21 protein-coding genes are annotated in these 24,247 nt (G+C 65.7%); 6 read left to right on the top strand and 15 right to left on the bottom strand.

From position 1 onward, the window contains the following. The first annotated feature begins 1 nt into the window (after nucleotide 1). The 6 genes from JHW40_RS07365 (at nucleotide 2) to JHW40_RS07340 (ending at nucleotide 5,068) form a co-directional block, all read left to right on the top strand. Nucleotides 2-1,129 (top strand): carboxylate-amine ligase, encoded by a 1,128-nt coding sequence (locus JHW40_RS07365; protein WP_090613085.1) that lies wholly within the window; start codon nucleotides 2-4, stop codon nucleotides 1,127-1,129. A gap of 76 nt (nucleotides 1,130-1,205) precedes the next feature. Continuing rightward, nucleotides 1,206-2,351, top strand: coding sequence for an acyl-CoA dehydrogenase family protein (locus JHW40_RS07360; protein ID WP_090613088.1), 1,146 nt, complete (start codon nucleotides 1,206-1,208; stop codon nucleotides 2,349-2,351). A 1-nt stretch (nucleotide 2,352) separates the two neighbouring features. Next, on the top strand, nucleotides 2,353-3,360 hold the full coding sequence (locus JHW40_RS07355) for an enoyl-CoA hydratase/isomerase family protein (RefSeq protein WP_090613090.1): 1,008 nt from the start codon (nucleotides 2,353-2,355) through the stop codon (nucleotides 3,358-3,360). Next, a complete protein-coding gene (gene mmsB / locus JHW40_RS07350; protein WP_090613092.1) occupies nucleotides 3,357-4,226 on the top strand; it encodes a 3-hydroxyisobutyrate dehydrogenase in 870 nt (289 codons plus the stop codon). Before JHW40_RS07355 ends, mmsB begins: the two co-directional genes overlap by 4 nt. Before the next feature lie 98 nt (nucleotides 4,227-4,324). Then, nucleotides 4,325-4,630 (top strand): hypothetical protein, encoded by a 306-nt coding sequence (locus JHW40_RS07345; RefSeq protein WP_090613095.1) that lies wholly within the window; start codon nucleotides 4,325-4,327, stop codon nucleotides 4,628-4,630. Nucleotides 4,631-4,696: 66 nt separating this feature from the next. Continuing rightward, entirely contained in the window at nucleotides 4,697-5,068 is a 372-nt protein-coding gene (locus JHW40_RS07340; RefSeq protein WP_090613097.1) for a hypothetical protein, read from the top strand. On the opposite strand, the gene recN is transcribed toward JHW40_RS07340, so the two are convergent. The 15 genes from recN to trmB all read right to left on the bottom strand — a co-directional run bounded on the left by recN (nucleotide 5,065) and on the right by trmB (nucleotide 24,146). Continuing rightward, nucleotides 5,065-6,708 carry a DNA repair protein RecN gene (gene recN, locus JHW40_RS07335; protein WP_090613099.1) on the bottom strand — a complete coding sequence of 548 codons (1,644 nt, stop codon included), beginning with the start codon at nucleotides 6,706-6,708 and terminating at the stop codon, nucleotides 5,065-5,067. The genes JHW40_RS07340 and recN overlap by 4 nt on opposite strands. Nucleotides 6,709-6,738: 30 nt before the next feature. Further along, a complete protein-coding gene (locus tag JHW40_RS07330) occupies nucleotides 6,739-7,539 on the bottom strand; it encodes an outer membrane protein assembly factor BamD (RefSeq protein WP_244519225.1) in 801 nt (266 codons plus the stop codon). A gap of 225 nt (nucleotides 7,540-7,764) precedes the next feature. Further along, nucleotides 7,765-8,697, bottom strand: a complete 933-nt coding sequence (lpxC, locus tag JHW40_RS07325; protein WP_090613104.1) for a UDP-3-O-acyl-N-acetylglucosamine deacetylase — start codon at nucleotides 8,695-8,697, stop codon at nucleotides 7,765-7,767. 228 nt (nucleotides 8,698-8,925) lie between these two features. After that, nucleotides 8,926-10,545, bottom strand: coding sequence for a cell division protein FtsZ (gene ftsZ, locus JHW40_RS07320; RefSeq protein ID WP_090613106.1), 1,620 nt, complete (start codon nucleotides 10,543-10,545; stop codon nucleotides 8,926-8,928). 221 nt (nucleotides 10,546-10,766) lie between these two features. Next, entirely contained in the window at nucleotides 10,767-12,101 is a 1,335-nt protein-coding gene (gene ftsA, locus JHW40_RS07315) for a cell division protein FtsA (RefSeq protein ID WP_090613109.1), read from the bottom strand. A gap of 3 nt (nucleotides 12,102-12,104) precedes the next feature. Then, a complete protein-coding gene (locus JHW40_RS07310) occupies nucleotides 12,105-13,070 on the bottom strand; it encodes a cell division protein FtsQ/DivIB (protein ID WP_244519226.1) in 966 nt (321 codons plus the stop codon). Next, nucleotides 13,058-13,948, bottom strand: a complete 891-nt coding sequence (locus JHW40_RS07305; RefSeq protein WP_244519227.1) for a D-alanine--D-alanine ligase — start codon at nucleotides 13,946-13,948, stop codon at nucleotides 13,058-13,060. The genes JHW40_RS07310 and JHW40_RS07305 overlap by 13 nt, the downstream gene beginning before the upstream one ends. A gap of 215 nt (nucleotides 13,949-14,163) precedes the next feature. Then, nucleotides 14,164-15,108: a UDP-N-acetylmuramate dehydrogenase gene (murB, locus tag JHW40_RS07300; RefSeq protein WP_090613113.1), complete on the bottom strand. Its 945-nt coding sequence runs from the start codon at nucleotides 15,106-15,108 to the stop codon at nucleotides 14,164-14,166. A 97-nt stretch (nucleotides 15,109-15,205) separates the two neighbouring features. Next, nucleotides 15,206-15,472, bottom strand: coding sequence for a DUF2484 family protein (locus tag JHW40_RS07295; RefSeq protein WP_244519228.1), 267 nt, complete (start codon nucleotides 15,470-15,472; stop codon nucleotides 15,206-15,208). Beyond that, on the bottom strand, nucleotides 15,469-16,896 hold the full coding sequence (gene murC, locus JHW40_RS07290; protein WP_090613116.1) for a UDP-N-acetylmuramate--L-alanine ligase: 1,428 nt from the start codon (nucleotides 16,894-16,896) through the stop codon (nucleotides 15,469-15,471). Before murC ends, JHW40_RS07295 begins: the two co-directional genes overlap by 4 nt. Continuing rightward, nucleotides 16,893-17,993, bottom strand: a complete 1,101-nt coding sequence (locus JHW40_RS07285; protein WP_090613117.1) for a UDP-N-acetylglucosamine--N-acetylmuramyl-(pentapeptide) pyrophosphoryl-undecaprenol N-acetylglucosamine transferase — start codon at nucleotides 17,991-17,993, stop codon at nucleotides 16,893-16,895. The genes murC and JHW40_RS07285 overlap by 4 nt, the downstream gene beginning before the upstream one ends. Continuing rightward, the gene (locus tag JHW40_RS07280; RefSeq protein ID WP_090613119.1) at nucleotides 17,993-19,156 is read right to left on the bottom strand and encodes a peptidoglycan glycosyltransferase FtsW; all 1,164 of its coding nucleotides are present in this window, start codon (nucleotides 19,154-19,156) and stop codon (nucleotides 17,993-17,995) included. Before JHW40_RS07280 ends, JHW40_RS07285 begins: the two co-directional genes overlap by 1 nt. 224 nt (nucleotides 19,157-19,380) lie before the next feature. Then, nucleotides 19,381-20,124 (bottom strand): cytochrome c biogenesis CcdA family protein, encoded by a 744-nt coding sequence (locus tag JHW40_RS07275; protein WP_090613121.1) that lies wholly within the window; start codon nucleotides 20,122-20,124, stop codon nucleotides 19,381-19,383. Nucleotides 20,125-20,243: 119 nt separating this feature from the next. Further along, entirely contained in the window at nucleotides 20,244-22,940 is a 2,697-nt protein-coding gene (locus JHW40_RS07270; RefSeq protein WP_090613124.1) for an Rne/Rng family ribonuclease, read from the bottom strand. A gap of 477 nt (nucleotides 22,941-23,417) precedes the next feature. Next, nucleotides 23,418-24,146, bottom strand: coding sequence for a tRNA (guanine(46)-N(7))-methyltransferase TrmB (gene trmB, locus JHW40_RS07265; RefSeq protein ID WP_090613126.1), 729 nt, complete (start codon nucleotides 24,144-24,146; stop codon nucleotides 23,418-23,420). Nucleotides 24,147-24,247 lie beyond the last annotated feature (101 nt).

Here is a 24,247-nt window from a genome sequence, read left to right as displayed (position 1 = left end):
CATGACCGAACCCGATTTCACCCTCGGCATCGAAGAGGAATACCTGCTCGTCGATATTGACACCGGCGATCTGGCCGAGGCCCCCGATGCCCTGATGGCAGCCTGTGCGGTCGAACTGGCCGATCAGGTCAGCCCCGAATTCCTGCGCTGCCAGATCGAGGTCGGCACCCCGGTTTCCGCCAATATCGCCGAGGCCCGCGCCCATCTGCTCAGGTTGCGCAGCAGCATCGCCCGGATCGCGGGCGAATACGGGCTGGCGCCGATCTCGGCCTCGTGCCACCCCTTCGCCGACTGGCGCGACCAGCAGCATACCGACAAGGATCGCTATAACGCCCTCTCGCGCGATATGGGGGCGGTGTCGCGGCGGATGCTGATCTGCGGGATGCATGTCCATGTCGGCCTGCCCAGTCAGGCCATGCGCATCGACATCATGAACCAGCTTGGCTATTTCATGCCGCATCTGCTGGCGCTGTCGGCCTCCAGCCCGTTCTGGCAGGGCGAGGATACCGGCCTTGCCTCCTATCGCTCGACCGTCTTCGGCAATATGCCCCGCACCGGCCTGCCGCCGCGCTTCGACAGCTGGCCGGAATATGAACGCTCGATCGAGGCGCTGACCGAGCTGGGCATCGTCGAGGATGCCAGCAAGATCTGGTGGGATCTGCGCCCCTCGCACCGCTTCCCGACGCTGGAGACCCGGATCTGCGATGCCTCGCCGCGCCTGTCACAGACCATCACGCTCGCGGCGCTGATCCAGGCTACGATCCGCATGTTGTGGCGATTGTCGCGCACCAATATCCGCTGGCGCGAATATGACAACTTCCTGCTGGGCGAGAATCGCTGGCGCGCGATCCGCTATGGCATGTCGCAGGGGCTGATCGATTTCGGCGCCCACCGGATCGAGCCCTTCCCCGAACTGGCCGAGGACTGGATCGCCCTGATCGCCGAGGATGCCGATGCGCTGGGAACGCAGGCCGCCATCGCCGGGATGCGCGACATGGTCCGTCAGGGCAGCGCCGCCGAGCGTCAGCGCACGGTGCTGTCGGGCGCCATGGCCGCCGGGGCCAGCCGCAATGAGGCCCTGCGCGCCGTGGTCCGCCATCTGGCCGAAGAGTTCCGCAAGGATCTCTGACCACCCACACCCGCATTGCCGCCACGGCCCCTTGCCACTAGAGATTGGGCAGATGCGGATCTGAGAAAGGCGCGGAATGGATTTCGCAGTTTCAGAGGAACAGCAGGCGATCTTCGACATGGCCCGCGATTTCGGCCAAAGCCGGATCGCCCCCTTCGCCCGCGAATGGGAAGCCGCCGGCACCATCCCGAAACAGTTGTGGTCCGAGATTGCACAGCTGGGTTTTGGCGGGCTTTACGTTCCGGAAGATTACGGCGGCGCAGGCCTGTCGCGTCTGGATGGCACGTTGGTTTTCGAGGCGCTGGCGATGGCCTGCCCTTCGGTCGCCTCGTTCCTGTCGATCCACAATATGTGTGGCGGCATGATCGCCCGTTTCGGCAGCGCCGAGGTCAGGGAACGCTGGCTGCCCGGCCTGTGCAGCATGGAGACGATCTTTTCCTATTGCCTGACTGAACCGGGATCGGGATCGGATGCCGCCGCCCTGCGGACCCGCGCCGAACGGGTGCCGCAAGGCTGGCGGCTGAACGGCACCAAGGCCTTCATCTCGGGCGGGGGCTATTCGGATGCCTATATCGTCATGGTCCGCAGCGGACAGGACGGACCGGGCGGCATCAGCGCGCTGATCGTGCCGGACGGCACGCCGGGCCTCAGCTTTGGCGCGCCCGAGGACAAGATGGGCTGGCGCGCCCAGCCGACCGCACAGGTCCAGTTCGACGATTGCGACATTGCCGCCGAAAACCTGCTGGGGCAGGAAGGTGACGGCTTCCGCTATGCCATGGCGGGGCTGGATGGCGGGCGGCTGAACATCGCGGCGGGGGCGCTTGGCGGTGCACAGGCGGCGCTGGATGCGACGCTGACCTATATGGGTCAGCGTCATGCCTTCGGGCAAAGCCTTGATCGGTTTCAGGCGCTGCAATTCCGGCTGGCGGATATGGAAACCGCGCTGCAATCGGCGCGGATCTTCCTGCGGCAGGCGGCCTGGAAGCTTGACACCGGCGCCCCCGATGCGACCAAATTCTGCGCGATGGCCAAGCTCTACGTCACCGATCGCGCCTTCGAGGTCGCAAATCAATGCCTGCAACTGCATGGTGGCTATGGCTATCTTGCCGATTACGGAATCGAGAAGATCGTGCGCGACCTGCGCGTGCATCAGATTCTGGAAGGCACGAATGAAATCATGCGGCTGATCGTCAGCCGCACGCTTCTGGCGGAACGGAGCTGACATGGAAGACCTGAACATCCGTAAAACCGGCCGCGCCGGACGGATCACCTTCACCCGCGAAAAGACCCTGAACGCACTCAGCCGCAACATGGCGCAGGCGATCCATGCCGCATTGCAGGGCTGGCGCGACGACCCGGATGTGGCGCTGGTCGTGATCGACGCCGAGGGCGAGCGCGCCTTTTGCGCCGGTGGCGATATCGCCGCCGTCTGGCGTGCCGCCATCGCGGGCGATCACAGCGTCGGGCGCCGGTTCTTTGCCGATGAATACCGGATGAACGCCGCGATCGCCGATTTTCCAAAGCCCATCGTGGCCTTCATGCAGGGCTTCGTCATGGGCGGCGGCGTCGGCGTGGGCGGCCATGCCAGCCACCGCATCGTCGGCGACAGCACCCAGATCGCCATGCCCGAGGCCGGGATCGGCCTGATCCCCGATGTCGGCGGCTCTTGGCTGCTGAGCCGGGCACCGGGGCGGATCGGCGAATATCTGGCGCTGACCGGCGCGCGGATCGGCGCGGGCGACGCGATCCATGCAGGCTTTGCCGACACCTATCTGCCCGAAGAGGAATGGCCCGACCTGATCGCCCGGCTGGAAAAGACCGGCGACGTGTCGCTGATCGAGGGCGAGGATGTGCCCTCGGCCTCGCTTCAGACCCGCGATCTGTCGGCCTTTGGCGGCGCGACCCTGGCCGAGATCATGGATACGCTGGAAAAGACCGGTGAAAGCGATGCGCTGAAGCCGCTGAAACGCAATTCGCCGCTGTCCATGGCCGCCAGTCTGGCGCTGGTCCGGGCCGCGCGCGGCGATCAGCGGATGCAGGAATCGCTCAGCCGCGAATACCGCTTTACATGGCGCGCGACGACCGAGACCGATTTTCTGGAAGGCGTGCGCGCGCAGATCATCGACAAGGACCGCAATCCGAAATGGGCCGCCGACGCGTCCGAGACGCATGTGCAGGCGCTGCTGGCACCCTTGGGCGAAGAGGAACTTCGGTGGGAGGAATATGTATGAAGATCGGTTTCATCGGTCTGGGCAATATGGGCGCGCCCATGGCCGTCAATCTGGCCCGTGGGGGGCATGAGGTTCGGGGCTATGATACCGCCGCGCCGGAACCCGAGGGCGTGACCGCCGCGCTTGGCGCGACCGAGGCGGCGGCAGGGGCGGATGTGGTCATCACCATGCTGCCAAACGGCCATATCCTGCGCGCGGTGGCCGATCAGGTGATCCCGGCAATGCGCAAGGGTGCGGTGCTTTGCGACTGTTCGACCGTCGATGTGGACAGCGCCCGCGCGGTTGCCGATCAGGCCCGCGCCGCCAGGCTGGGTGCGCTGGATGCGCCGGTCTCGGGCGGGATCGGCGGCGCGCAGGCGGGGACGCTGACCTTCATGGTCGGCGGCTCGGACGCGGATTTCGCCACCGTCGCGCCGCTGTTCGACATCATGGGCCAGAAGGCCGTGCATTGCGGCGATTCGGGGGCGGGTCAGGCGGCCAAGATCTGTAACAACATGATCCTTGGCGTCACCATGATCGCCACCTGCGAGGCCTTCGGGCTGGCCGACCGGCTGGGGCTGGACCGGCAGAAGATGTTCGACGTTGTGTCCACCAGCTCGGGTTACAGCTGGTCGATGAACGCCTATTGCCCGGCACCCGGCATCGGCCCGCAATCCCCGGCCGACAACGATTATCAGCCCGGTTTTGCCGCCGAACTGATGCTGAAGGACCTGAACCTGTCGCAACAGGCCGCCGGTTCAGTGGGAGCGGATACGCCAATGGGCGCGCTGGCACGGCAGCTTTACGACCGTTTTGTCGAGCATGAAGGCGGTCAGGGACGCGATTTTTCGGCAATGTTGCAACGGTTCGCCGAAAATAATCGCTGAAGGGCGCATTTTTCAGGGAACCAACCGGCGGGTGGCGGAACGAAGCCCAAAGCGGGGCGTTTTGTCTGCGGAATTGACGCAGGCAAGGACAGCCCACGATGACGATAGCCAGACCGGTCGCGGTTTGCGCCGTAATATCGGCGCTGATCATCGCCACGACCGTTATCGCGCCATCCGCCGAAGATGTTGAGACGCCGGCCCCCTCTGCCGCGCAAGAGTTCCATGTGGGCGACAGTCTGGATCAGGCCGAGGTGCATCTGGTGACCTCTCCGGGGCTTTATGGGCTGGGATCGGGCGTACCCGGCAGCAGCTATGCCGTGGCGCATGGCAAGCTGATCCGCATCGACCCGTCATCCTTCAAAGTGCTGTCGATCCTGCGCGATCAGCCACGCCTGCTGGACTGAACCGACCTTGTGCGGAACCCTTCCCCCTTCTGATCGTTGTCATGAAAACGAGCAGAGGAAAAAACCGTGGCACAGAAGCATGACCGAACCGCCGCGGCGGTGGGCATCTCGCTGTTCGCCATTGCCGCAACAGCCACTTGGGTCCTGACCGACCAGCCCGCCGCCGAACCGACCGACACCACGCTGAGCGTGGCCGGGATCTCTGATGTTGCCAGTTGCGATGACAGCGATTGCGGCAGCCCGACCGCCCTGCCCCCCGTGGGCGAACCCGTGGCCGAGGATTCGCTGCATGTCATCACCCATCCGGGCCGCTATGGTCTGGCGGAAGCCCCCAGCGGCAGCCGTTATGGCGTCATTTCGGGGCGGCTGGTGCGGGTGGATGCCAATGACGGGCAGTTGTTGTCGGTGCTGCGGCACGCCGACCGGATACTGGACTAACCCGCGATCAGGGCGCGCGCGGCCTCGGTCGCGGCGTCGGTGATACGGTCGCCCGCCAGCATCCGCGCGATTTCCTCGATGCGCTGATCGGGTTGCAGGGGCGTGACGGTAGAGGTGGTCATGCCATCGCTGACCGATTTCGCCACCCGGAAATGCCGGTCGCCAAGCGCCGCGACCTGCGGCGAATGGGTAACGATCAGCACCTGCGCATCGCCCGACAACCGCTTGAGCCTGCGCCCCACCGCATCGGCGGTGGCGCCGCCGACGCCGCGGTCGATCTCGTCAAAGATCATCACCAGCGCATTGTTGCCACGCGCCAGACAGACCTTCAGCGCCAGCAGAAAGCGCGACAGTTCCCCGCCCGACGCGATCTTGTCCAGCGGCCCCGCCGGGGCGCCGGGATTGGTCGCGACGGTAAAGGCCACCATGTCCTGCCCCTCGGGGCCGGGTTCGGCCTCGGACAGCCGGGTCTCGAACACTGCACGTTCCATCTTGAGCGGCGCCAGTTCCGCTGACACGGCCTTGTCCAGACGCACAGCGGCCTCGGCCCGCGCCACGCTCAGCGCATCGGCGGCCTCGGCATAGGCCTCGCCCGCCTGACGCGCCGCCTGCTGCAACGCCGCCAGCGAGGCCTCGCCCGCCTCGATCCGGCCCAGCCGCCCGCGCAGATCATCGGCCAGCCCCGCCAGATCGTCTGCCAGCACATCATGTTTACGGGCCAGCGCGCGCAGGGCGAACAGCCGTTCCTCGGTCGCATCCAGCGCTGCGGGGTCGAAATCCATCGCCGACAGCGCCGCCTCGACACCGTGATGCGCCTCGCCCAACTCGATCAGCGCCCGCGACAGGGCCGAAATCGGATCGTCCAGCCGCCCCTCGGCCCGGTCCGCCGCGCCCTCCAGCCAGCGGTTAGCGTCCAGCATGGCGCCTTCGGCCCCCTCGGGTCCCAGCATCTGCAAGGCGCGGGTGACATCCTCGCGGATCCGCTCGGCCGCCTGCATCGACCGGCGGCGACTGTCCAGTTCGGCCTCTTCGCCGGCGACCGGGGCCAGATCGTCCAGTTCCTTGACGGCGTGACGCAGGAAATCCTCTTCCTCGCGCGCGCGGGCCAGCGCGGCTTCAGCCTCGGCCAGCGCGCGATTGGCTTCGCGCCGCGCCGCCCAGGCCTGCCGCACCGGCGTCATATCCAGCGCCCCGAAAGCATCCAGCAGCGCCCGGTGGCCGCGTGGGTTCAGCAGCCCGCGATCATCATGCTGGCCGTGCAATTCGACCAGAGCATCCGAAAGCTGGCGCAGAACCTCGCCGGACACGCGGCGGTCGTTGACAAAGCCGGTCTTGCGCCCATCGGCGCCATTGATGCGGCGCAGGATCAGATCATCCTCGGGCTCGATTCCCGCCTCGGACAGAATCGCGCGGGCGGGATGACCTTCGGGCAGATCGAAAACGGCCGTGACTTCGCCCTGCGCCGCGCCCTGCCGGACCAGATCGGCCCGGCCGCGCCAGCCCAGAACAAAGCCCAGACAATCCAGCATGATGGACTTGCCCGCCCCGGTCTCTCCGGTCAGCACGTTCAGGCCCGGCCCAAAGGACAGTTCCAGCCGGTCGATCAGCAGCATGTCGCGGATGTCCAGCGAACGCAGCATCCCCGCCCCCTTAATGCGCGCGAGTGGCCCTTACAGCCACCGACCCTGCACCATCTGGCGATAGACCGAGGTCAGCCAGCTGTCGCCCTGCACCGTGGCGGACAGGCCGCGACCGCGAAGCTGGGCAAAAGCGTCCTGATAGAAGGGCGAGGACTGGAAGTTGTGCCCCAGAATCGCCCCCGCCGTCTGCGCCTCGTCGGTCAGGCCAAGCGCCAGATAGGCCTCGACCAGACGCAGCAGCGCCTCGGGCGTCTGGGTGGTGGTCTGGAACTCCTCGACCACGACGCGGAAACGGTTGATGGACGAGGCGTAATGCCCGCGTTTCAGATAGTAACGCCCGATCTCCATCTCTTTCGCGGCCAGATGGTCGAAGGCCAGATCGAATTTGAGAATCGCGCTGCGGGCATATTCGCTGTCGGGATATTCCTCGATCACGCGGCGCAGGGCTTGCAGCGCCTGAAAGGTCAGGCCCTGATCGCGGCCCACGTCGTCGATCTGGTCATAATAGGACAGCGCCAGCAGATATTGCGCATAGGCCGCATCCGCATCGCCCGGATAGGTGTCAAGGAATCGCTGTGCGGCACCGCGCGCCTCTTCGTATTCCTTGGCGCGGTGATGGCCATAGGCCTGCATGATCAGCGCCCGCTTGGCCCATTCGGAATAGGGGTAAAGCCGCTCGACCTCGGCGAAATAGAACACCGCCTCGCCGGGGCGGCGGCTGTTTTCCAGCTCGAACTCGCCGCGTTTATAGATCTCCTCGGCGGTGAACCGGTCGAGGTTGCGCTTTTCGGCTGACGAGAGCGTATTCCGATCCCCGCATCCTGCAAGCATCGCCGAACACACCACCGCAGCAATCAAAGAAGCCGAAAGTTTCGCGCGCGCCATCTGCATCCTGCCCTTAGATCCTGCTGTGCCGTCCGCTTTTGGCTGGCCGACGGCACCTCCTAGCACAGAACATCAGGGGGCGCAAAATGGCAATCCGTTGAATTCCGCGCGTGTTTTGCAGAAGTTGACCGATGGGGAAAAGCGGCGGTATTTTGCCCTGCGGTGGCAGCCTCAGACGGCCACCGCAGCGATTCCCGCATCCGCGCCATAGGCGGCGACTCCGGCACCCGGAAGACGGCTCTCCATCTCGTCCGAGCAGGTCACCCATTCCCATGCCGTCGGGTCCGCGAACAGCGCCCGCAGCAGCCGGTTGGTCATGGCGTGACCGGCGCGATGCCCGGTATAGCGCGCCAGAAGCGGCGCACCGGCCAGTGCCAGATCGCCCATCGCGTCCAACATCTTGTGGCGCACAGCCTCATCGGCGTGGCGCAGACCGCCCGGCGTCAGCACCCGCGCGCCATCGACCACGACCGCGTTCATATATGTGCCGCCAAGGGCCAGGCCGTTCTTGCGCATCGCATCGACATCGGCCTGACGGCAGAAGGTGCGGCTGTCGGCCAGTTCGCGCAGGAACGCGCCATTGGCCATGTCCAGCACCTTCTCCTGATGGCCGATGGCGGCATCGGTAAAGTCGATCTCGAAATCGATCTCAAGATGATCGGCCGGGGTCAGGCGGGCGAAGGCCTCGCCCTCGCGCACCTCGACCGGGCGCAGCACGCGGATGGCGCGCAGCGGCTGGGCCTGTATCTGGATCCCCGCGCGCAGGATACCCCGCACGAAAGGCGCCGCCGAGCCGTCGAGAATCGGAACCTCGGGGCCATCGACGCTGACCAGCGCGTTATGGATGCCGGTCCCGGCCAGCGCGGCCATGATATGTTCGACCGTGGACAGGGTCACGCCCTGCCCGTTATCCATCAGCGTGCACAGCTTCGAGGGCGTGACGCGGTCCCAGCGGGCCGGGATATCGACCGAAGGGTTCAGGTCGGTGCGACGGAACATGATGCCGAACCCGGCGGGGGCCGGATGAATCTCCAGCCGCGCCGGGGCGCCGGAATGAAGCCCGACCCCGGTGAACACACATCTGGATTTCAGCGTCGCCTGCATGTCATGCCTGCCTGTCTATTATTCCATCCGGAATCAATTCACTCCGGTTCATCTCAGCTAGGCCGGGTGCCCGGGGCATTCAATTAACGTTTTGTGACGGGGTGAAACATTCGCGCCCCGCCCCGGCACCACCCCTGCGGGTGCCCCGTCAAGATACTGAAAAACAAAATAAAAGGGCCGCTGCGGGCGGCCCTTCCGATTTCCGATTGTGTCAGATTCGTGATGGGGTCAGTTTGCCTGACGACGCAGGAAAGCCGGGATTTCGACATTGTCCTGCGCGCTGTCCGGGTTGGCCAGATCGTCAAATTCGGGCTGCTGCTGGCGCGAACGCACGGCCATCCGGTCGTTGACACGTTCCGCGATCGAGGCGGCGGCGGGTTTGCCCGCCGGCTGATCGCCCGAATGACCCGCGATCCGCTCCAGCATACGGCCCAGACCGGCCATGCGGCCCTGATGGCGATCATGCTCGTTCTGCGGCGCGGGCGCTGCGTTCTGGGCGGCGCGGGCTGGCTGATTTTCGACCGCACGGCGCAGACGTTCCTGCACCTGAGCCGCCGAGGGGGCCGCAGCCGTGCCGCGGGTCGGGGCGACGAAGGTATCCGTGCCCTGATCCAGCGAGGGCGCCGGAGCCGGAGCGGCCGGACGCGCCGGGCGGGCGTTGTAGGCCGGGGCGGGCATATCGTCGTCATGCGCGACCGGTTCAGCCGGGCGGGCCTCGGCGCGAGGCGCGGGCATGCGGCGCGGCGGCACCTGATCGACATCGTCCACGCGGGCGCTGTCCACACGGGCGGGTGCCTCTTTCTGCGCGACGGCCGGGTTCTGGGTCAGCGGCTCGGCCATGCTGCGACGCGCCGCCGGGATCTCGCCCCCAGCGGCGGCGGCGGCAGCGTCGATGCCGGTGGCCACGACCGACACGCGGATGGTGCCTTCCATGTCCGGGTCCAGCGTCGAGCCGACGATGATGTTCGCATCCGAATCGACCTTGTCGCGGATGACATTGGCGGCCTCGTCCAGTTCGAACAGGGTCATGTCATAGCCGCCGGTGATGTTGATCAGCACGCCCTTGGCGCCGGTCAGGCTGATCTCGTCCAGCAGCGGGTTGGCGATGGCGCGCTCGGCGGCCTCTTGCGCGCGGTTGTCGCCCGAGGCTTCGCCCGCACCCATCATCGCCTTGCCCATCTCGTCCATCACCGCGCGCACGTCGGCGAAGTCGAGGTTGATCAGGCCCGGACGCACCATCAGGTCGGTCACGCCCTTGACGCCCTGATACAGCACGTCGTCGGCCATGGCGAAGGCTTCGGTGAAGGTGGTCTTTTCGTTCGCGATCCGGAACAGGTTCTGGTTCGGGATGATGATCAGCGTATCGACGACCTTTTGCAGGGCTTCGACGCCCTCTTCGGCCTGACGCATCCGCTTGCTGCCCTCGAACTGGAAGGGCTTGGTCACCACGCCGACGGTCAGAATGCCCATCTCGCGCGCGGCCTGCGCGATGATCGGGGCCGCGCCGGTGCCGGTGCCGCCGCCCATGCCTGCCGTGATGAAGCACATATGCGCGCCCATCAGGTGATCGACGATATCCTCGATGGTTTCCTCGGCCGCCTTGGCGCCGATCGAGGGCTTCGCCCCCGCGCCCAGACCTTCAGTCACTTTCGGACCCATCTGGACGCGGTTGTTCGCGCGAGAGCTGGACAGCGCCTGCGCATCGGTATTGGCAACCACGAACTCGACCCCGCCGAGCTGTTTTTCGATCATGTTGTTGACCGCGTTGCCGCCTGCCCCGCCAACACCGAAGACGGTGATCCGCGGCTTCAGCTCTTCTTCGTCGTTCATCATCAGATTGAGGTTCATGGTTTCCGCCTGTTGTCGTCGATCTGGCCGGGCGCGGGCCGCCCGCTCGAATCCCCGTATTACGGGCAATCGTAGCCCCTATGCAGCGTCACGTCACCCGAAAAAGGGCGAAGTAACGCAAAATCTGGCGGTGAATTCCGCAACTCTCGGCGGTATCTTGCCACGACACCACAATATAGTGGAAGGGCCACCCCTCCACCATAGGACAAGAGTTCGCACCGTCACCAGTTGTTGCGGAACCAGCGATAGGCCCGGCGCAGGCTGCGCGCGGAATAACTGTCCGCCGGGATCTCGAAATCCCACCATTCGTCCTGCGGATGGGCGGCGAACAGCGCCAGCCCCACCGCGCTGGAAAAGCTGGGATCGGTGAACTGATGCGCCAGCCCGTCGATGCGCAACGGACGCCCGCAGCGGATGGTCGGCCCCAGAATCCGCGCCGCCAGCCCGTCCAGACCGGGGATCTGGCTGCCGCCGCCAGTCAGCACGATCTGCTGGCTGGGCAGGTAATCAAATCCAGCCGCATCAAGGACTTCGCGCACGTTCTCCAGAATTTCCTCGACCCTTGGCCGCATCACCCCGATGACATCGGCTCGGCTGACGGTGCGGCGATCCGATTCCCAGTCGCCGGTATCGCCGCCAACCTCGATCATGTCCCGATCGTCGCGGCCGGTGGCCTCGATCCCGCCATTCAGGGTCTTCAGCCGCTCGGCCACGGGCAACGAGACCCGCAGTCCCTGCGCGATATCCTGCGTCACCAGATTGCCGCCAATTCGAACAACATCCGAGAAGATCATGTGTTTCTTGATGAAAATCGAAACGCCGGTGCCGCCGCCACCAAAGTCGATACAGGCCGCACCCAGTTCCTGTTCATCCTCGACCAGCGCCGCCCGACCCGCCGCATAAGAGGCCGAGGCGATGCCCGCCAGTTCCAGATCGCAGCGCCGGATACATTGCACCAGATTGCCGACCGCATCGCCATCGACCGTCAGCACATGCATGTCGCAGGCCAGCTTGTTGCCGGAATGGTCGCGCGGATCGGCCAGATTCGAGCGGTTATCGACCGCAAAATTCACCGGCTGCGCGTGCAGGACCTCTCGTCCCCGGCCGAAATCCGGCGCATCGCATGCGGCCAGAACCGCGGCGATATCCTGTTCCGTCACCTTGCCCGAGGGCAGCGCGATTTCCCCCGCCAGCCCATATGACGCCGGACGCCCGCCCGACAGGCAGGCGATGACGTGATCGACGCGGACACCGGCGATCTTCTGCGCCTGCTGGACCACGGTGCGAATCGCCTTTTCGGTTTCGCCCATCGTCTCGATCTCGCCGTGACGCATCCCGCGCGAACGGGTCGAGGCGGCACCGATCACGCGGAAATTCACCTGTCCCGCCATCGGCCCGACGCCATCGGTTTCGCGGAAGGTGCCGGTGCCGTCGAAGTTCAGCACGAGGCAGGAAATCTTCGAGGTTCCGACATCCAGAATCCCGATCACGCCGCGTTGCAAAGCCGCGCGCCGCATGTTCCGCATTGCCCGTTGCGTTTGATACAGTGCCGCCATCGCTCAGCCCCCCTGCTTGTCGTCAACAACCCGTCCGTCGGGCCCCAGCAGAGGGATCCCGCGTGCGGAACGAATCGTGTTTCTGGCATTGATGCCCAGCCGCATGACCGGGCGGGTGGGATCGCGCAGATCGACCACGTCGATATCGCGCCCCAGAAGGTCTTCCTTGCCGTGCAGCGTCACCGCCACCTCCAGCGCGATCACCGCGCCGTCGGCGGGCAGCATGATCCGCTGGCCGTGATCCAGCACCACATCCCAGCGCCTCTCTCCGCGCCGCACCAGCCCGCGCACACGCGGCAGGATCGGCCCGGCGGCGTCGATCAGCGCCAGCGCCTCGGCCGCGGCAAGGTCGGCTCCCTCTCCGGCGATCAGCGGCAAATCGGCCCGCACCTCGCGCGATGTCACGCTGGCCACCCGGTGGCCGCCCGCATCAAGGATCTCGATCCCGCGACCGTGGCGCCACAGCAGCGCCGGCACCCTCTCCTTGACCGAAGCCGCCAGCACCCCGCCCGGCCTGACCCGCAGATCGATGCTTTCGACCGCATCCAGCCGCATCACCTGCAACCGCAGCGCCGTCAGGTCCAGATCGAAACTGGAGGCGGGCAGATCGACCGGCAGCATGGCGCGCAGGGCGTTTTCGACAACCGGCGTCGCGCCCTCGATGGTCATCGTCTTGACCATGAATTCCTCTCGGCTCTGGACCTTGCGGACCATGCCGTCGATGCCATCGGTCAGCGTCGCGCGGCGATCCTCGTCCGACAGCCAGATGCCAGCGGTCATGGCGACCAGAAAGACGGGCAGCCCAAGGCGCACAAGGCGCCGCCAGATCGGGCGCAGCCACATCCGCTCCAACCGGTATTTCAGCCGCGACGGCGCCGGATCGCGACGGACCCGGTTCACCTGCTGCGGCGCGGGTTGAGGGGCGGCGGCCTGCTGGCGGCCCGGACGATGGTCGATCACCTGGGACACAGCGCGTCCTCCACCATCCAGCGCATCAGCGTGGGAAAGTCGATCCCGGCATGGGCGGCCTGTTCGGGGGCCAGAGAGGTGGGCGTCATGCCCGGCTGGGTGTTCACCTCCAGCAGGATCAGACCGTCCAGACCGCGCGCCTCGTCCCAGCGGAAATCGGTGCGCGACAGACCCCGGCATCCCAGCGCGACATGGGCGCGCAGCGCGTAATCGAGGCAAGCGGCCTGAATGTCGGCGGGAATTTCGGCCGGGATCACATGACGCGACCCACCGACGGAATATTTGGCGTCATAGTCATACCAGCCCTCGGTGATGATCTCGGTCACCCCCAGCGCGCGGTCGCCCATGACCGTGGTGGTCAGCTCTCGGCCCGGGGCATAGGTTTCGACCATCACCCGCGCGGGCATGGTATCAGCCAGTTGCGGCGGCTGGTTGGCGCCGTCATGGACGATATAGACCCCGACCGAAGACCCCTCGTCATTCGGCTTGACCACATAGGGCGGCGCGATGACATGGCGGCGGCGGACCTCATCGGCATCCGCGATCACGCTTTCGACGATGGGCAGACCGGCGGTGCGAAACGCATCCTTGGCCCGGCTTTTGTCCATCGCAAGGGCCGAGGCCAGAACCCCCGAATGGGTATAGGGCAGCCGCAGCCATTCAAGGATGCCCTGCACGCAGCCATCCTCGCCCCAGCGGCCATGCAGCGCGTTGAACACGACATCGGGCCGCGCCCGGTCCAGTTCGGACACAAAGCCGGTACCGGGTGTCGCACCCGGATCGATCTCGATCACTTCAAAGCCCGCCACCCGCAATGCCGCCGCGCATTCGCGACCCGAGGACAGGGACACCTCGCGTTCAGCCGAGGGTCCGCCCATCAGAACGGCTACGGTATGGGCTGTCCTGCTCGACCTGCCCGCCACGTTTTCGCCTTTCGCGCCCGGTTTTTCCGGGCTGTTTTACCATTTTGGCAATGCCGGGTTGACCCGGTTCGCTGCCTGCCCGGTCAGAATAGCCGCAAAGAACGAATCACAAAAGGGCCATTTATCGCAATCGCATCAGAATATTGGCGATTACCGGCCCATGCGGCGAATCAGGGGGCGTCCCCGGCCTCGGGAAGCGGATCGCCGATGCGGATCACCTCCCATTGCAGCTCATGGCCGCTGTCCTCCAGCACGCGGCGGCGCACCAGTTCCCCCAGCGCCTCCAGTTCGGCCGCCGTGGCGCCGCCGGTATTCAACAGGAAATTCGGGTGCTTTTCCGACATCTGCGCCCCACCCCAGCTGTGCCCGCGCAGGCCCGCCCGGTCGATCAGCGACCACGCCTTGAGGTCATGGGTGTCGTCCTCGCGCCCGGTCGAGCTGAAGCCCGCCGGGTTGCGGAAGGTCGAACCGGCGCTGCGTTCGCGGGTCGGCTGGGTCTCGTCGCGTTTGGCCAGTTGCGCGGCCATCCTGTCATGCAGCGCGTCGGGATCGCCGGGGGCGGCGCGGAATGTGGCCTCGGTCAGCACCCAGCCCTCGGGCAGATCCGAATGGCGATAGGCGAAATTCAGGTCGGACGGCGTCAGCATCGCCTCGCGCCCGTCGCGGGTGACGGCGCGGGCCTGAACCAGATGATCCGCGACGTAACAGCCGTAACAGCCCGCATTCATCCGCACCGCCCCGCCGATACTGCCGGGGATGGTGCGCAAGAAGGTCAGGTCGCGCCCGGCATCGGCGGCGCGTTTGGCCACCTGTGCATCCAGCGCGGCGGCCCCTGCCGTGACCAGATCGCCCTCGACCGTCACCGTATTGAAGCCGCGCCCCAGCCGGATCACCACGCCGCGAATACCGCCGTCGCGCACGATCAGATTGCTGCCCACGCCCATGGGAAAGACCGGAATGGCCGGGTCCAGATCGCGCAGAAAATCCGCCAGATCACCGGCATCGGCGGGCTGGAACAGCCAGTCGGCAGGCCCGCCCACCCGCAGCCATGTCAGCCCGTCAAGGGCGCGGTTCGGGATCAGGTTGCCTCGGGTCTGGGGAAGTTCGCTGGTCATGGCACAGAGAGTTAGCATCCCCGCCTGCGGATCAGAAGCCCGAAACAGGCGCGGATGCGGGATCGGCGGGAATGCTGGCATCCATCCCGCGACATTCCTAATGCAGCCCGCTGTGAATATTTCCGCGACGGCGGCGCGACGGGTCAAGGGGCGAACGCAGCAGCACCCAAAGCGCCAGAACCAGCGTGCCGAAACCGATGCCCGGCCCCCAATGCAGCGTCAGCCAGCCCAGCACCGGCACGCCCACCAGAACCATCGCCCAGAAGGCCGCGGGCCGGTGCTGCGCGCGCAGAAACGGGATCAGGCAGGCCATCACCAGCCAGATCGCGACGAACAGCAACGAGATATAATGCGGCTGGGTCACGCCGCCTGCCCTTGCAGACGCGCCGGCAATCCGTTGGCCCAGGCCGAGATGGTGCCCGCACCAAGGCAGACCACCATGTCACCGGGGCGGGCCTGTTCGCGGACCAGCCGTTCCAGATCGTCTTCGGACAGGATGGCGCGGGCGTGGCGGTGGCCGTGGGCGATCAGCCCGGCGACCAGATCGTCACGGTTGGCGCCGGGAATCGGATCCTCGCCTGCGGCATAGACCTCGGCGATGGCGACGACATCGGCCTCGTTGAAGCAGGTGCAGAAATCGTCGAACAGGTTCGACAGGCGGGAATAGCGATGCGGCTGGTGCACCGCGATCACCCGGCCATTGGTCGCCTGACGGGCAGCCTTCAGCACCGCCGCGATCTCGACCGGGTGATGGCCGTAATCGTCGATGATGGTGACGCCCCCCACCTCTCCGACGCGGGTAAAGCGCCGGCCGACGCCGCCGAATTTTGCCAGCGCCTCGCGGATCTCGGCCTTTTTCATGCCCAGATGGCGGGCCACGGCCACCGCCGACAGCGCGTTCGAGACGTTGTGATCGCCCGGCATCGGCAGGGTGCAGCCCTCGATCATCTCGATATCGCCGGTCTCAGAGGGACCTTCGTTCTGCAAGGCGATGTCGAAATGGGCGATGCCGTTTTCATAATGCAGGTTCATCGCCCGCACATCCGCCTGCGCGTTGAAGCCGAAGGTGACGACGCGGCGGTCGGTCAGCTTGCCCACCAGCGCCTGAACCTCGGGGTGATCGGTGCAGCAGACGGCCAGCCCATAGAAGGGAATGCCCGAGGCGAAATCATAGAACCCCTGACGCAGCGCATCGAAACTGCCCCAATGCTCCATATGTTCGGGGTCGATATTGGTGATGATGGCGATATCGGCGGGCAAGCGGTTGAAGCTGCCATCGCTCTCATCGGCCTCGACCACCATCCATTCGCCCTCGCCCGCCCGCGCGTTCGAGCCGTAAGCGTGGATCACGCCGCCATTGATGACCGTCGGGTCCAGCCCGCCGGCATCCAGCAGCGTCGCCACCATCGTTGTGGTGGTGGTCTTGCCATGCGTTCCGGCGATGGCGATGTTCGATTTCATCCGCATCAGTTCGGCCAGCATCTCGGCGCGGCGCACAACGGGCATGCCACGGCGGCGGGCCTCTTCCAGTTCGGGATTGCCCTTGCGGATCGCGGTCGAGATCACCACCACCCCGGCATCGCCGATATTTTCGGCCCTCTGGCCCTCGAAGATCTGCGCGCCCAGCCCTTCCAGCCGGTCGGTGATCTTCGAGCGTTTCAGATCGCTGCCCTGCACCTGATAGCCAAGGGTCAGCAGCACCTCGGCAATGCCGGACATGCCGATCCCGCCGATCCCGACAAAGTGGATCGGGCCCAGTTCTCCGGGCAGCTTGGTGGCGGCGTTCATGTCGCTATCTCCGTCACGATTTCATAGAGTCGCCGTGCCGCATCGGGCCGGCCAAGGGATAACGCAGCCCTGGCCATGGCTTGCGCCTGCGCGGGGTCGGAAAGGATCGCGAGGATGTCACCCGCAAGGCCGTTGGCGTCAAGCCCCGATTCCGGGCACAGTTTCGCCGCCCCCGCCCCTGACAGGGCGCGGGCATTGGCGGTCTGGTGATCGCCCGCCGCCACCGCATAGGGGATCAGGATCGCGGGCCGGCCAATGGCAGTGATATCGGCGATCGAAGACGCGCCCGCCCGGCTGATGACCAGTTGCGCGTCGGCGATCCGTTCGGGCACATCGGCAAAGAAGGGCTGAACCTCGGCCGCGACACCTGCGGCGCGATAGGCTTCGGTCACGCGCTGGCCATCCTCGGCCCGGGCCTGATGACTGATATGAAGGCGTTTTCGCAGATCATCAGGCAAGGCGGCAATGGCGGCAGGCACCACATCCGACAGCACCCGCGCCCCCTGAGAGCCGCCGATCACCAGCAGATTCAGCGCCCCATCGCCCGGCGCGGCATAGGGCGCCCCGGCCCGTTCCAGCACGGCGCCGCGAACCGGGTTGCCGGTATGGGTGGCGCTGATGCCGTCGGGCAATTCGGTCGGCCAGGTGCCGCAGGCGACGCGATGGACGCGCGACGCAAAGCTGCGGTTCACGCGGCCCATCACGCCATTTTGTTCATGAATCATGCGCGGCAGCCCCATCATCACCGCCGCCGACAGCGCCGGAATGGTGGGATAGCCGCCAAAGCCGATCACGATGGCGGGCCGGTCCCGGCGAAAGCCGCGCCGCGCCGCCAGCACGCCTGCGGCGATCCGGAAGGGCGCGGCCAGCTTGCCCGCCAGCCCGCCGCGCGCGGTGGTGGCGGAAGGGACGACTTCGCGCGCGACCTCGGGCGGGAAGGCCCCGGCATAGCGCGCGCCGCGATCATCGGTGGACAGCTTGACACGCCAGCCCTCGGCCAACAACAGCTCGGCCAGCGACTGGGCAGGAAACATATGCCCGCCGGTGCCACCGGCGGCAATCAGCGCCAGCGGTGCATGGTCGGCAACCGACGGCATCAGCGGCCCCGCCGCAACAATTCGCCCAGCTCGCCCTGCGGGCGCGACCGGGTCAGCGCCAGCAACATGCCGACCGCGATCCCCGAGGCGATCACGGACGAACCACCATAGCTGACAAACGGCAGGGTCATCCCCTTGGCGGGCAGCAGTCGCACGGCCACGCCCATATTGATCAGCGCCTGCACCCCAAAGGCGCAGGCCATCCCGGATCCGGCGATGCGGGTGAAGGGATCACGTTCGCGCATCATCCGCAGCAGGCTGCGCACCACGATGATCGCGTAAAGCGCAATGATCGCAAGCACCATGATCAGGCCATATTCCTCGGCCGCGACGGCGATGATGAAATCGGTATGGGCATCGGGCAATTGCCATTTCACGCTGCCCTCGCCGACGCCAACACCGAAGAAGCCGCCTTCCTTGATCGCATGGGTGGCATAGCCGATCTGGGTGCGCGGGTCGATTTCGGGCGACAGAAAGCCGTCGATGCGGCGGGCAAAGTGCTCGGACGCGCCATAGGAGAAGATCCCCCCGACGATCGCCAGCCCCGCCACCAGCATCAGCGGCAACAGCCAGGCGCCCGACACGAAATACATCACACCCCACGAGAACAGCACCAGCGAGGCCTGCCCGAAATCGGGTTGCAGCGCCAGCAGCAGCACGACCGCGATCGCCGCCCCCAGCGAGATCATACGCCCCGGAGGCCCGCCAACCTGTTGCGACGCCGCCATGCACCATGCACAGAGCGCGACGAAACCGGGTTTCAGGAACTCGGACGGTTGCAGCGATACGAAGCCAAGGCTGAGCCAGCGGGTCGCGCCCTTGCCGAAATCGGTTCCGATCACCGGCAGCGCAAGGATCAGCAGGAAGGACAGGGCAAAGCCCAGAACGCCCAGTCTGCGCACCTGACGCGGCGACAGCATCGAAATGACCAGCATCACGCAGATCGCGACACCGCCAAAGAAGGCCTGTCGCTGGACATAATAGAAGCGGGCCAGATTGTTCTTTTCCGCCAGCGGCACGGATGCCGCCAGTCCCAGCAGCAAACCCATCGCAAACAGGCCCAGCACACAGGCCAGGGACCATTTGTCCAGCGTCCGCCACCAGCGGGGAAGAATCGGATCACCCGCCCGGATGGGCGTGGTGCCAAAGACCATCTCGGTCATGGGGTACCGCCGTCACTGCCTCTGATCATGTCCGGTTTGTCCCGGATCTGCGGGCGAGCATAACCCGAAAGCTGCGCCTGCGCCATAATCGATTGCAGCATGCTCGCAGATACTTGACAGGATTTCGTAAGGGAAAGCAGGGATGGGGGCTTTGCCCCCGTCGCTTCGCGACTCCCCCAAGGTATTTTTCAGGAGTGCGAGGGGATCGGGGATTGTCCCGGGGGTCAGCCCAGTTCGGCGAGGATCGGGAAGGTTTCCAGCAGCCAGAAGGCAAAGGCCGAGAATGCCCCGGTCACCAGCATCACACCCACCAGGATCAGCAGCAGGCCCATCGCTCTTTCGATGGTTTTCAGCCAGGGCTTGATGCGGTTCATCACCCCGATGGCACGGTTGATGAAGATCGCCGACAGCAGGAAGGGGATCCCCAGCCCCAGCGCATAGACCGCAAGCAGGCCGGTACCGCGCGACAGCTCGCCTCCGGTTGCGGCCAGCGACAGGATCATGCCCAGTTGCGGGCCGATGCAGGGGGTCCAGCCGAAGGCAAAGGCAAGGCCGAGGATATAGGCGCCGAAGGCACCGCCATCCTGTCGACCCGCCTCCAGCCGCGCCTCGTGGTCAAGGATCGGGATGCGGAACACATGCAGGAAATGCAGCCCCATCACGATGACCATGACCCCGGCGACCTTGGCCAGCACCTCCTGATATTGCAGGAAGGCGCGCCCGAAGGCCGAGGCGGCGAAACCCATCACCAGAAACACCGTCGAAAGGCCCAGCACGAAGAAACAGGCGGGCAGCACCGCGCTGCGTTCGCCCGATTTCAGCCCGCCGACGCCCACCCCGGTCATATAGGCCAGATAGGGCGGCACGATCGGCAGCACGCAGGGCGACAGAAAGGACAGCAAGCCCGCCAGCAGCGCCACGAAGGCGGCGGGCAGAAAGGCGGCGGTGGCAAGTTCGATTCCCAGCATGGGCGGCACTTTAGCCTTTGGCGCGGGCGGGGCCAGTGGTCAGGACGTCACGCCTTCGTGCATGTCACGAAAAGGGCGCAGGAAATCCCTGCGCCCCTGTTCATCCTGTCCGTGGTCGTTCAGCTTCCGACCGACCACCAGCCGCGGCGCTTGGGCCGGTTGTCCTCGGCCTCGGCAAGGGCGGGTTGAGGCTGTTCCTGCGCGGGCTCGGCCTCGGTCGGCTCGATTGCGGGTTCCGCTTGCTCGGGCTGTTCGGCCTCGGCTTCAGGTTCCGCTTCGGCGACTGCGCTGTCCTCGACCACCGGTTCCAGGACGAGTTCGGCGACAGCCGGGGCAGGCGCATCCTCGACCGCGGGTTCCGCGACCGGCGCTTCTGCGGCCTGTTCCTGCGGTTGCGCCTGTTCCTGCGGTTCAGCCGTTTCCTGAGGCGCGGTCACTTCGGCGCGTTTCGCGGCGTTCACACCCGGCAGCCCCTCGGCCCGGGCATCCTCGACCTGATCGCGCAGATCCACGACCTCGGGCAGCGCGGCGGCATCCTCGGGCTTGCGGCGACGCGAGCGTGACCGGCCGCGCGAACGGCGCCGGTTGCCGCCGTCGCCTTCCGCCTCGCCTTCGGGGGCGGGGCTGTCGGTTTCGGTCCCGACGGTGATGTCATCCTCGACATCGCCATTGGAGTCGTCGCCATTAGCGTCATCGCCTTCCGCGCGGTCGGGCTGATCGCCCGTCCGCCGCCGCCTGCGCCGCCGGCGACGACGATTGCGGCCCTCGCCATTCTCGTCCTCGGCACCATTGTCGCCATTATCGGCCGACTGATCGGCCTCGGCGTGGTGATCGTCGGTCTCCTGATCCTCGCTGACCAGATCGTCGTCGTCCTCGTCGTCGATCTGCGCCATCAGGCTGGCATCGACGGACAGCGCGGCATGGGTCACTTCGGGCAGCACACGGGTCGCGGTCTTGAACTTTTCGATGGCGTAATCGGGCGAGATCAGCGCCGGATCGGCCTCCAGCCGGACCGAAAGGCCATAGCGCGCCTCGATCCCGGCGACATGTTCGCGCTTGGCGTTGATCAGATAGTTGACGACCGCGACCGGCGCCTTGACCAGCACTTCGCGCGACCGCTTGCGGGTGCCCTCTTCCTCGATGGCGCGCAGGATGGTCAGCGCAAGGCTGTCATCGGAACGGATCAGGCCGGTGCCGTGACAATGGGCGCAGGGCTGCGTGGTCGATTCCAGCATGCCGGGGCGCAGGCGCTGGCGGCTCATCTCCATCAGGCCGAAGCCCGAGATGCGGCCCACCTGAATCCGCGCACGGTCCGATTTCAGCCGGTCCTTCAGACGCTTCTCGACAGCGGCGTTGTTACGACGCTCTTCCATGTCGATATAGTCGATGACGATCAGCCCGGCCAGATCGCGCAGACGCAACTGGCGCGCCACCTCATCCGAGGCCTCGAGGTTGGTCTTGAGCGCCGTATCCTCGATCGAGCCTTCCTTGGTCGCCCGGCCCGAGTTCACGTCGATGGCGACAAGCGCCTCGGTCACGCCGATGACGATATAGCCGCCGGACTTCAGCTGCACCACCGGGTTGAACATGCCGCCCAGATAGCTTTCCACCTGATAGCGGGCGAAAAGCGGCATCGGGTCGGCGTAATGCTTCACGTTGCGGGCATGGGACGGCATGATCATCTTCATGAAGTCCTTGGCCACGCGATAGCCGCGTTCGCCCTCGACCAGCACCTCGTCGATCTCCTTGCTGTAGAGATCGCGGATGGTGCGCTTGATCAGATCGCCTTCCTCATAGATCGGCGCAGGGGCAACCGACTGGAAGGTCAGGTCGCGGATCTGTTCCCACAGGCGCAGCAGATATTCGTAATCGCGCTTGATTTCGGTCCGGGTGCGCTGGCTGCCCGCGGTGCGGATGATCAGCCCGGCGCCCTTCGGCACCGACAGTTCGGCGGCGATGTCCTTCAGCTTCTTGCGGTCGGCGACATTGGTGATCTTGCGGCTGATCCCGCCGCCGCGTGCGGTATTGGGCATCAGCACGCAGTAACGGCCGGGCAGCGAGAGATAGGTGGTCAGTGCCGCGCCCTTGGTGCCACGCTCTTCCTTGACCACCTGGACCAGCATGATCTGCCGGACCTTGATGACCTCCTGGATCTTGTAGCGGCGCGGGCGCGGCTTGCGACGGGTGTTGATCTCTTCCGAGACATCCTCGTCGGCCACCGATTCGATATTCTCGTCCTTGTCGCCGGCATCGCTGCGACCCGAATCGCCGGAATCGTCATCGGAACCGTTGCCATCGTCCTGCGCGACCTCATTGCCGGATGCGGCATCGGCGCTTGCGGCCTCGTCATGCGCCACGGCATCACTGGTCCCGGTGTCACCGGACCCGGCATCATCCGTCTCCGACGCCTCGTCGCCCGCGACTTCCGCCGTGACGGTCTCATCCGCATTCTCGGCCCGCTGCGGACGGGTCGATGACCTGCGGCGGCGGCCACGGTTGCTGGCCTCTTCCGCCTCCTGCGCCTCGGCATAGGCGCGCTCCTCGGCCATCAGCGCCTCGCGATCGGCGGAGGGGATCTGGTAATAATCGGGATGAATCTCGGCAAAGGCCAGAAAACCGTGCCGGTTCCCGCCATAATCCACAAAGGCCGCCTGCAACGAGGGTTCGACCCGCGTCACCTTGGCCAGATAGATATTTCCCGAAATTTGCCTTTTGTTTACAGTCTCGAAATCAAATTCTTCGACCTTGGTTCCGTCCACCACCACCACCCGAGTTTCCTCGGCATGGGTGGCGTCGATCAGCATTTTCTTTGCCATTTTTATGTCTTTCGCGCAGGCGGAAACCGGGTGGAACCATCGGTTCCCCCGGATTCCGGCTGCGGTATGATAAGGACACGGGCATCGCGGCAAGGACAGAACAGGCCGGGACCGGGTTCATCACCCGCCTGCCGCTCTCTGATCCATCCTGCACGCGCGTCATCGCGTCTGTTCCTTCGAAATACCCGGCGGCACGAACCAACCGGGTCACTGTCTGTCACCGTCCTGGCGCGAAAGTCGCTGCCCGGACGCGTTTTCCCGCGTGACGCTTACTGCCCGCCATCCGGTCGGGATCAGAGGTGCCGCGCTGCGAAACTGTCGGCGCATTCAACCCATCGTTGCGGGCCGCAAGGCGCATGAATGCAACATAGAGGTTATATCAGGTAAATTTCAATGCCGAAAAACCGAACGGCAAGACGACGCCGCATATGGGATGCCTTGCGGCACCAATGCCCGATGCCGCGCCATGGCGTAAAATCACCCGGTTTCCCCGCCCTGACGGCGGAAGGTGACATAATGCGGCACCCGCCCCTCGCGCAGCGCCTTCTGCTCATAGCGGGTGGACAACCAGTCATCCCAGGGCTGCGACCCCTCGGACACCAGATCGAAACCGGCTGGCGGCACCTCTTCCAGTGTCTGGCGCACATAATCGGGAATATCGGTCGCAACCCGGAACTGCGCCCCCGGCCGCATGACGCGGGCCAGCGGAACCAGATGCTCGGGCGTGACAAAACGGCGCCGGTGATGGCGCGCCTTGGGCCAGGGATCGGGATAGTTCAGAAAGGCGCGACTGATCGAGGCGTCCGGCAACACATCCATCAGATCACGCGCATCGCCCGGATGAACGCTGACATTGCCGACCCCCGCCGCACGGATCTTGCCCAGCAGCATGGCGACGCCATTGATGAAAGGCTCGCAACCGATCATGCCGATCTGAGGATAGCGGGCGGCCATATGCACCATATGCTCGCCCCCGCCAAAGCCGATCTCCAGCCAGATCGGGCGGTCGTCGCCAAAGAAACCGGCCGGATCGACGGGCTTGCGGTCGGGATTGTCCTGCAAGGTGATGCCACGCGGACGCAGATCGCCCAGATCCTCGGACAGATAGCCCTTCTGGCTCTGGCGCAGGGTCTTGCCATGTCGCCGCCCATAAAAGTTGCGGCGCGGCGGATTCGGATCGAAAGCGGATTTCGGCGTGTCACTCATGGCGCGGGGATGTGCCGCAACCCCGCCTCCGGGTCAAGATCGCTGACCGAAATTCGCGCCGCCTCCATATCACTGGTGCTCAAATATCCCGGGGGGCCGGG

Origin of the sequence: Paracoccus alcaliphilus, from assembly GCF_028553725.1 — a bacterium.
GTDB lineage: Bacteria > Pseudomonadota > Alphaproteobacteria > Rhodobacterales > Rhodobacteraceae > Paracoccus > Paracoccus alcaliphilus.
This window is presented reverse-complemented; position numbering and strand designations above follow the sequence as displayed.